The sequence below is a fragment of the Sphingomonas sp. genome (assembly GCF_023266535.1).
Lineage (GTDB): Bacteria > Pseudomonadota > Alphaproteobacteria > Sphingomonadales > Sphingomonadaceae > Sphingomicrobium.
The window spans coordinates 2,395-9,673 of the sequence record NZ_JAHFPY010000092.1; the positions used below are offsets into that span (position 1 = coordinate 2,395).

Genomic DNA, 7,279 nt, shown 5'->3' on the forward strand with positions numbered 1-7,279 from the left:
ATCAGCGGCACGCGCATCGACCAGTCCTGCGTCATGCGCGCGAGCGCGTCATAAATCGCCTGGTCGCCGTGCGGGTGGTATTTACCCATGACGTCACCGACGATGCGGCTCGATTTGCGGTACTGTTTCCCGGCGACGTAGCCGGCCTCCTGGCAGGCATGGAGGATGCGGCGGTGGACCGGCTTTAAACCGTCGCGCACGTCGGGCAGCGCGCGGCTCACGATCACCGACATGGCGTAGTCGAGGTAGCTGGTCTTCATCTCCTCGACGATGGAGATGGGGGCAATGTCGCCGTGCTGATGCTCGTCGGCGGGAGGCTGGGTCGCCAAAATGGATCCTGTCGTTCTTGCTGGTAATGGACGCGGGAGAATCGCCCGATTTTCAGTCCAGGCGCCCCTCGATCCTGCTAGCCGATAGGTGCGTCCAGCGCCACCCCCGCGCGCGTAGCGCGCACGCGCGCGAACCGGCTGGTTCAATATGAGTTCATGCCCGTTTCGCTATTGGCGCTTTTCGCAACCGGGCGACGAGTCTATGGGGCTTTCCCGGCATCCCACGAAATTCGCGCTGCCCTGAAGAGCAGGAGCAGCGCATCAGGAGACTGGAATGAAGCTGACCTCCACCAACCTTGGCCTGCTGATTGCTTCGGCGAGCATTTCACTCGCCAGCCCGGCAGCAGCGCAATATGGCACTCCTGCGCCGTCGAGGCCGCCCACGCCCTCGACCAATCCGTCCAGCGATGAGCCGCAAGCCGAACAAAAGGGTCCTTCTGTTTCCGGTGCCGCGCGTAAGGAAATCGTCGCACTGCAAACCGCGGTCAACGCCAAGGATGCGGCCGCAATTCCGGGTGCGCTCGCCGCGGCGCAGGCCAAGGCCAAGACCAAGGACGACCGCTACATCATCGCCAAGCTGCAGCTCAAGGCAGCATCGGATGCCAATGACGCCAACGCGATGATGCAGGGCGTCGAGGCGGTGCTGGCGGCCGACTATGCCAACACGGCAGAGCAGCTGACGCTCAACCTTGGCCTCGGCCAACTCTATTACAATGCCAAGGCTTACGACAAAGCCAGCCCTGCCCTTGAGCGGGTGCTGCAACTCGATCCGAACAATATCGATGCGACCCTGACGCTCGCCGAAACCCGAAACGGGCAGGGACGGGCCGCGGAAGGCGTAGCACTGCTTCAGAAGGCGATCGCGACGCGGATCGCAGCCGGGCAAAAGCCGGAAGAATCCTGGTACAAACGCGCCCTTCAAATCGCCTTCCGGGCCAAGTTGCCATCGGCTCCAGCGGCAGCGCTGCAGTGGGTCTCGGCGTACCCGAATCAAAAGAATTGGCGCGACACGATCGTCATCTACCAGAACGCGAGCGGACAGGAGGATGCGGCACTAATCGATTCCATGCGGCTTGCCCGCGCGGTCGGTGCTCTGCAGGGCGAGAATGATTACTACCGCTATACCAATACGCTGGTGGTAAAGGGTTTTCCCGGAGAGGCGAAGGCGGTGCTAGACGAGGGCTTCGCGTCCAAGGCGATCGACAGGAGTCGCGCAACCTTCAGCCAGATCTATTCGCTGGCCAGCACGCGCTCGCAGGGAGACCGGGCGTCGCTGGCAGCTTCGGCGACCGCCGCCAAAGCCGCTCCCGAAGCCAGGAAAGCGATGGTCACTGCCGAGGCCTATTACGGTTATGGCGATTATGCCCAGGCGGCCGACCTCCTTCGTATCGCGCTGACCAAGAACGGGGTCGACAAGGATCTCGCCAACCTTCGTCTCGGCATGGCGTTGCTGGGGGCTGGCGACAAGGCGGGCGCAACGGCTGCGTTCAACGCCGCGGGCGGTGCGCAGGCGCCGGTCGCCAAGCTGTGGCTGACCTATCTCGCCCAGAAGGCGTAAACCCATCCAAAGTCAGTAAGTTAGGGGTGCCGGATCGCCGATTCGGCACCCCTGATTTTTGTGCCATATTGGGATGGTTAACCTCCACCCCCTGTCGGGAAACCGCTCCGCACCGCAAGCCGTGCGCGCGGGATATGCCTGCAAGGGGCGGAGTGAAGTGCGTTTCGATGATCGCCTAAGGACTGTTATGACCCAGCCGGTCGCGGACGCCCACGACCGGACCGTCCGTTGGCGCCAGCTGGTTGATCTCATTTCCCGACCTCATGACGAAATTGATCCGGCGCTGCTCGATGCCGCGCTGACCATGGTTCGGACCGGCATGAGGTCGGTCGCTCGTCCGATCCGCGCTGCCACCGCCCGCAGCATTGCCGGCAGGGCCGCCGAGCCTCGGCTGATTGCCATTTTCGCCAGCGACCGGCTCGAAGTTGCCGCGCCGCTGCTCGCCGCCGCGCCACTCGACGACGCCGGCTGGTCGCACGTGATGGCGGCTGCCAGCAAGGAGGTTGCGGCCTTCATGCGCACCATTCGCGTTGAACAGGCCCCGCCTGCAGAACCGGTCGTCGAACCTGCACCGCCGATCGAGGACGAGCTGCATCCATCGATCGGCGAGATCGCCGCGCGGATCGAGCGTCTGAAGAGCCGGCGAGAGAGCGAGCCCCCTGTTGCCGAGGCGATGCCGCCTGGGCAATTCACCGTCTCGCCGCCGGTAACCACTCCCGGCCTGTTCCGCTGGGAGTGCGATGCGTCTGGAGAGATTGGCTGGGTCGAGGGCGCACCGCGCGGCGCCTTGATTGGTCGCAGCCTTCCCGGTGAGGAAAGCGCCCCGCGCGAGCTGGTGCGTGCTTTTGCCGACCGCCTGCCTTTCGAGGACACGCCAATCACCTTGCCAGCGCCCGTGCTGGACGGCGAATGGCGACTGTCGGGAATTCCAGCATTTTCGCCCGTCGACGGGCGCTTCCTTGGCTATCGCGGGATCGCTCGCCGCGATGGCGAATGTGACGTTGCCGAGCCGGGCGCTATGCAAAGCATTGCCGGCGACGCGGAGGCGCTTCGCGAGACCATCCACGAAATCAAGACGCCGTTGAACGCGATCATCGGTTTTGCCGAGATCATCGACGGCCAATATCTGGGCCCGGCGCATCGCAATTATCGTCAACGCGCCGCGGAAATCGTGTCCCAGGCCCGCATGCTGCTGGGCGCGATCGAGGACCTCGACTTTGCCGCCCGGCTGCAGGGCCGCAAGGCCGGGGAAGGGGAAGTCGCGGCACTGTCCGAGATCGTCTCCGAATTGGCCGAGGAATGGGCCGGCCAGGCAATAGACCGTGGTGTCCAGCTGAGGATGGCGCCGCAAATGGCCCAACTGCGTGCCAGGCTCGATCGCGATCTTGCCGGCCGCCTCCTAAAGCGTTTCCTTGGTGCGTTGATCGAATCCGCTGCGCCCCACGAAACGGTCCACATCGAGGCCAAGGAGGGCCGGGGCCGGCTTGCGGTAGCGGCTAGCCGTCCTGCGGCGACCCTGCACCTTGGTGAAGCTCAGCTGTTCGACCCTTCATTTGCCACGGCAGCGGAAGGGGAGGGCTCGCGTCTCGGGCTCGGCTTTGCGCTTCGCCTGGTCCGCGGCCTGGCCCGCCTGGCGGGCGGCGAACTCAGCCTGTCGGCCTCGCAATTGACGTTGATGCTGCCATTAGCCCGCGAGTGATGGTGGGCCCGGCAGGATTCGAACCTACAACCAAGCCGTTATGAGCGGCCAGCTCTACCGTTGAGCTACAGGCCCCACCGTCGCGGAAATTGGCATGATCGCGTACTTGGCACCATACCCCTGATGGTGCCGAGCCGCGATGGTCGGGGAGACAGGATTCGAACCTGCGACCCTCTGCTCCCAAAGCAGATGCGCTACCAGGCTGCGCTACTCCCCGACGCCGGCGAATTGCGCGCCTAGCAGCGCATCATGGCCTCGGAAAGGCTAATTCGTTTTGTTGGTATCGACCTCGACGGAGACGTTCCTCGCCTTGTCGCCAATCCTGTCGGCCTCGTTGCCGACATCGCTCGCGACATTCTCGGCGAAGTTGCCCACATCGGCGGCGGCATTTTCCGCGACATCTTCATTGTAGGTCGCGGTGACCGTGCCGTTCTGTTCGTCCTTGCTGACCTGGCACGCGGCCAGGGCCAACAGCGGAATCATCACCAAAATGCGCTTCCATTCCTCCCAGCTTATTGCTGCTGGGCGCATCAACGCCGCTTCTTGGCTTTTGGCTCCTCGATTCCGCTCGATAGGATCGCCAGGACCGCGGTCCAGGCGGCCACATTCTGCCTCAGCTGGGCCGGATCGATCTTGTCGAGCGTGTCGTCCGGCGTGTGATGCAGGTCGAAATAGCGCGTGCCATCCTGGCTCAGGCCGACGCCTGGCAAGCCGTCGGCCAGCATCGGGCCGATGTCCGACCCGTCCGCTTCGTCGAACTTGCCGGTGACAATGCCCAGTGGCGCCAGCGCCTTGCCGATCGCTTCGGCTTCGGATTTGCGGGCATCGCCCAGCTTGCTGTCGACCTTCCAGATCTTGTCCGCGCCGAAGTCGCTTTCGATCAGCGCGTAATGCGGCTGCTTGCCGTACTTTTCGCGATAGTGATTGCCGCCGAATAGCCCGACCTCCTCGGCGCCGAACCACACAACGCGGATCGTACGGAGCGGCCGCCCGGCATCCATGATTCGCTTGGCGGCGGCCGCGGCGATCGCGACACCGGTGCCATCGTCAATCGCTCCGGTGCCCAGGTCCCAGCTGTCGAGATGCCCGCCGACCAGGATCGGCGGCAGTGACGGGTCGCGGCCCGGAACTTCGGCAATGACGTTACCCGACTGTCCGTTCGTGACGCGGCTTTGCAGCACCAGCCGCATCGTGACCGGCTGGCCGCGCTTCAGGATTCTAACCAGCTGCTCGGCATCGGGGATCGATAGCGCGCCGGCCGGGATCGGCTTGGCGCCGTCGCTGAAGACCATCACGCCGGTATGCGGGTTGCGATGGTGATCGGTGCCGATCGAGCGGATGACGATCGCCAAGGCGCCCTTCTTGCTGGCGACGGTCGGGCCCTGCCTCCGCGGGGCGCCAAATTCGCCATAGCCCGAGCCGTCCTGGTTGGCCGGCATGCGATGGTCGACGAAAACGATCTTGCCGCGCACCAGATCGTCAGGCGCCGCGCTCAGCGCATCGACGCTGTCGAAGCCGACGATCTCGCCGGTTACGCCCTCCGGCCCGGTCGAGCCGCTGTTGCCCAGTGCGGCGACCACCATATGCTGCGGGAAGGGCGCCAGGATTTCCGCGCTTTCGTGGCCGCGGGACCATACCGGCATGTCGAACGGTTCCACCCGGACATTGCTGAAGCCCATGGCGGTAAGTTTTCTGACGGCCCAGTCGCGGGCCCGGGCCTCGGCTTCGGTCCCGGCGAGGCGCTGACCGACTTCTGTCGTCAGGCCTTCAACAATATCCCAGGCGTAATTGTCGCCGTCCATTGCCTTGTCCCTGAGCTCGGCGACCTTGGGGTCGACCAGGGGCGACACATGGACCTGTGCGGATAGCGGCGCGGCGGTAGCCAGCAGGGCGGCTGCAACGAGGGAACGAACCATGGACAAAGGGCTAGCGGCGGCTTGCTGCATTGTCACCGCCGTTTGTCGAAAATCGGCCATCAAATCTCGAACAATTTCCATCAAAACAGCCGAAGCTGGTCGCCTTGCGGCGGTTCGAACAGGTCCCGCCTCAGCGGGATCTTCAGCCGCGGCAGATCGTGCCGCCGGCAAGCGATGTCGAACCGTTTTCTGATCAGCTCCGCCCAAGGTCCTTGTCCCTTCATTCGAGTGTGGAAATTGGGGTCGTTGTCGCGCCCGCCGCGGATCGACTGGATGGTCGCCATGACCTTGGCGGCGCGATCAGGATAATGTTCGTCGAGCCAGGCGCGGAAAAGGGGCGCAACCTCGAACGGCAGCCTCACGGGGATGAACGTCGCGCCGTGCGCGCCTGCACTCGCCGCGGCCTCGACCAGCGCTTCGATTTCATGGTCAGTGATTTGCGGGATCACCGGGGCAATCGAGGCAAACACCGGAACGCCGGCCTCGCTCAAAGTCCTGATCGCCGCCAGCCGCTTGCGGGGTGCGGGGGCTCGCGGTTCCAGCGTCCGGTGCACCTTGGGATCGAGCGACGTAACCGAAATGGCCACCGCGGCAATTCCCAGTTTCGCCGCCGGGGCGATGATGTCTAGGTCGCGGATCACCCGGTCCGATTTGGTCGTGATCGTGAAGGGATGCTTGGTCTCGAGCAGCAGCTCGAGGATTGAGCGGGTGATGCGCCAATGTTCCTCGATCGGCTGGTAGGGGTCGGTGTTGGTGCCGAGCGCGATCGGCGCGACCTCATAACCCGGCCGCGACAAGGTAGCGTGAAGCAGTTTTGCGGCATCGGGCTTGGCGAACAGCCTGCTTTCGAAGTCCACGCCCGGCGACAGGTCGTGATAGGCGTGGGTCGGCCTGGCAAAGCAATAGATGCAGCCATGTTCGCAGCCACGATAGGGGTTGATCGAGCGGTCGAAACCCAGATCGGGCGAGCTGTTGCGGGTCAGGATCGATTTGGGTTTTTCGATCGTCACCGTGGTTCGGCGAGGAACGATGCCATCCAGGCTTTCGACGTTGTCGAGCCAGTCGCCGTCGCTGACTCGCTCCTTCAGGTTGAAGCGGGTCGGCGTTGCATTGCGCGTCGCGCCGCGCGCCTTGATCGACTCCACCGGCATGGCGAAACCATGCGCTCGGCGCCAGAACATATCAAGAACATACTAACGGCGACGGCTAGGAAAGTCGGGCCAATTATGCTGGGCGAGCGAGGTCAACGTCGGCGTCTGTTCGCCCTCCAGGCCCTGGATCACCCACATATTGCGCAGCACCGACGGCACATAGAAGCGCGTCTCCCAATAAGGGATGCTCTCGATCCACAGCAGCGGGTCGCCGCGGTCATAATAGGCCCAGCGCTCGACCGGCAACGGACCTGCGTTATAGGCGGCGATGACCTTGGGCAGCTGACCGCCGGTGGCGCTGTTGGTGCGGATCAGCTCGATGAACGCCTGGCCGTAATCGATGTTGACCAGCGGGTCCTTGAGGCTGGTCGCACTGACGCTGGTGCCACGGCTGCGGGCCGTGTCGCCGGCGGTACCGGGCCGGACCTGCATCAGGCCGACGGCGCCCGCCGGGCTGACCGCGTCGGTGCGGAAATTCGATTCCTGGATGATGTGGGCATAGGCCAGCGCCGGATCGACCCGCCAGCCATTGTAGGGGGTCCAATCCGGGGTCGGGTAGCGATCGGCCGCGTCGACCTGTGCTCCAGGCTGCCCGAAATGGGCCAGCCAGAATTGCGCTCCGGGCA

General features: G+C 64.3%; 7 protein-coding genes and 2 tRNA genes. 2 read left to right on the top strand and 7 right to left on the bottom strand.

Annotated features, from left to right (window positions below):
• On the bottom strand, positions 1–329 hold a 329-nt coding region (locus Q0C64_RS12275; RefSeq protein ID WP_294124126.1), incomplete at its 3' end, for a DNA gyrase subunit A.
• A 274-nt stretch (positions 330–603) separates the two neighbouring features.
• Here Q0C64_RS12275 and Q0C64_RS12280 point away from each other — a divergent pair.
• Both Q0C64_RS12280 and Q0C64_RS12285 read left to right on the top strand, forming a co-directional pair.
• Positions 604–1,887, top strand: a complete 1,284-nt coding sequence (locus tag Q0C64_RS12280; protein WP_294124127.1) for a tetratricopeptide repeat protein — start codon at positions 604–606, stop codon at positions 1,885–1,887.
• A gap of 187 nt (positions 1,888–2,074) precedes the next feature.
• Positions 2,075–3,586: a HAMP domain-containing sensor histidine kinase gene (locus Q0C64_RS12285; RefSeq protein ID WP_294124128.1), complete on the top strand. Its 1,512-nt coding sequence runs from the start codon at positions 2,075–2,077 to the stop codon at positions 3,584–3,586.
• On the opposite strand, the gene Q0C64_RS12290 is transcribed toward Q0C64_RS12285, so the two are convergent.
• From Q0C64_RS12290 to Q0C64_RS12315, 6 genes are all read right to left on the bottom strand, one after another.
• A tRNA-Ile gene (locus Q0C64_RS12290) sits at positions 3,587–3,661 on the bottom strand.
• 65 nt (positions 3,662–3,726) lie between these two features.
• Positions 3,727–3,803 (bottom strand) — tRNA-Pro (locus tag Q0C64_RS12295).
• Positions 3,804–3,850: 47 nt separating this feature from the next.
• Entirely contained in the window at positions 3,851–4,117 is a 267-nt protein-coding gene (locus Q0C64_RS12300) for a hypothetical protein (protein ID WP_294124129.1), read from the bottom strand.
• Entirely contained in the window at positions 4,117–5,502 is a 1,386-nt protein-coding gene (locus Q0C64_RS12305) for a M20/M25/M40 family metallo-hydrolase (RefSeq protein WP_294124130.1), read from the bottom strand. The genes Q0C64_RS12300 and Q0C64_RS12305 overlap by 1 nt, the downstream gene beginning before the upstream one ends.
• A gap of 80 nt (positions 5,503–5,582) precedes the next feature.
• Positions 5,583–6,653 carry a PA0069 family radical SAM protein gene (locus tag Q0C64_RS12310; protein ID WP_294124131.1) on the bottom strand — a complete coding sequence of 357 codons (1,071 nt, stop codon included), beginning with the start codon at positions 6,651–6,653 and terminating at the stop codon, positions 5,583–5,585.
• 42 nt (positions 6,654–6,695) lie between these two features.
• The coding region (locus tag Q0C64_RS12315) for a lytic transglycosylase domain-containing protein (RefSeq protein WP_294124132.1) at positions 6,696–7,279 on the bottom strand (584 nt) is incomplete at its 5' end.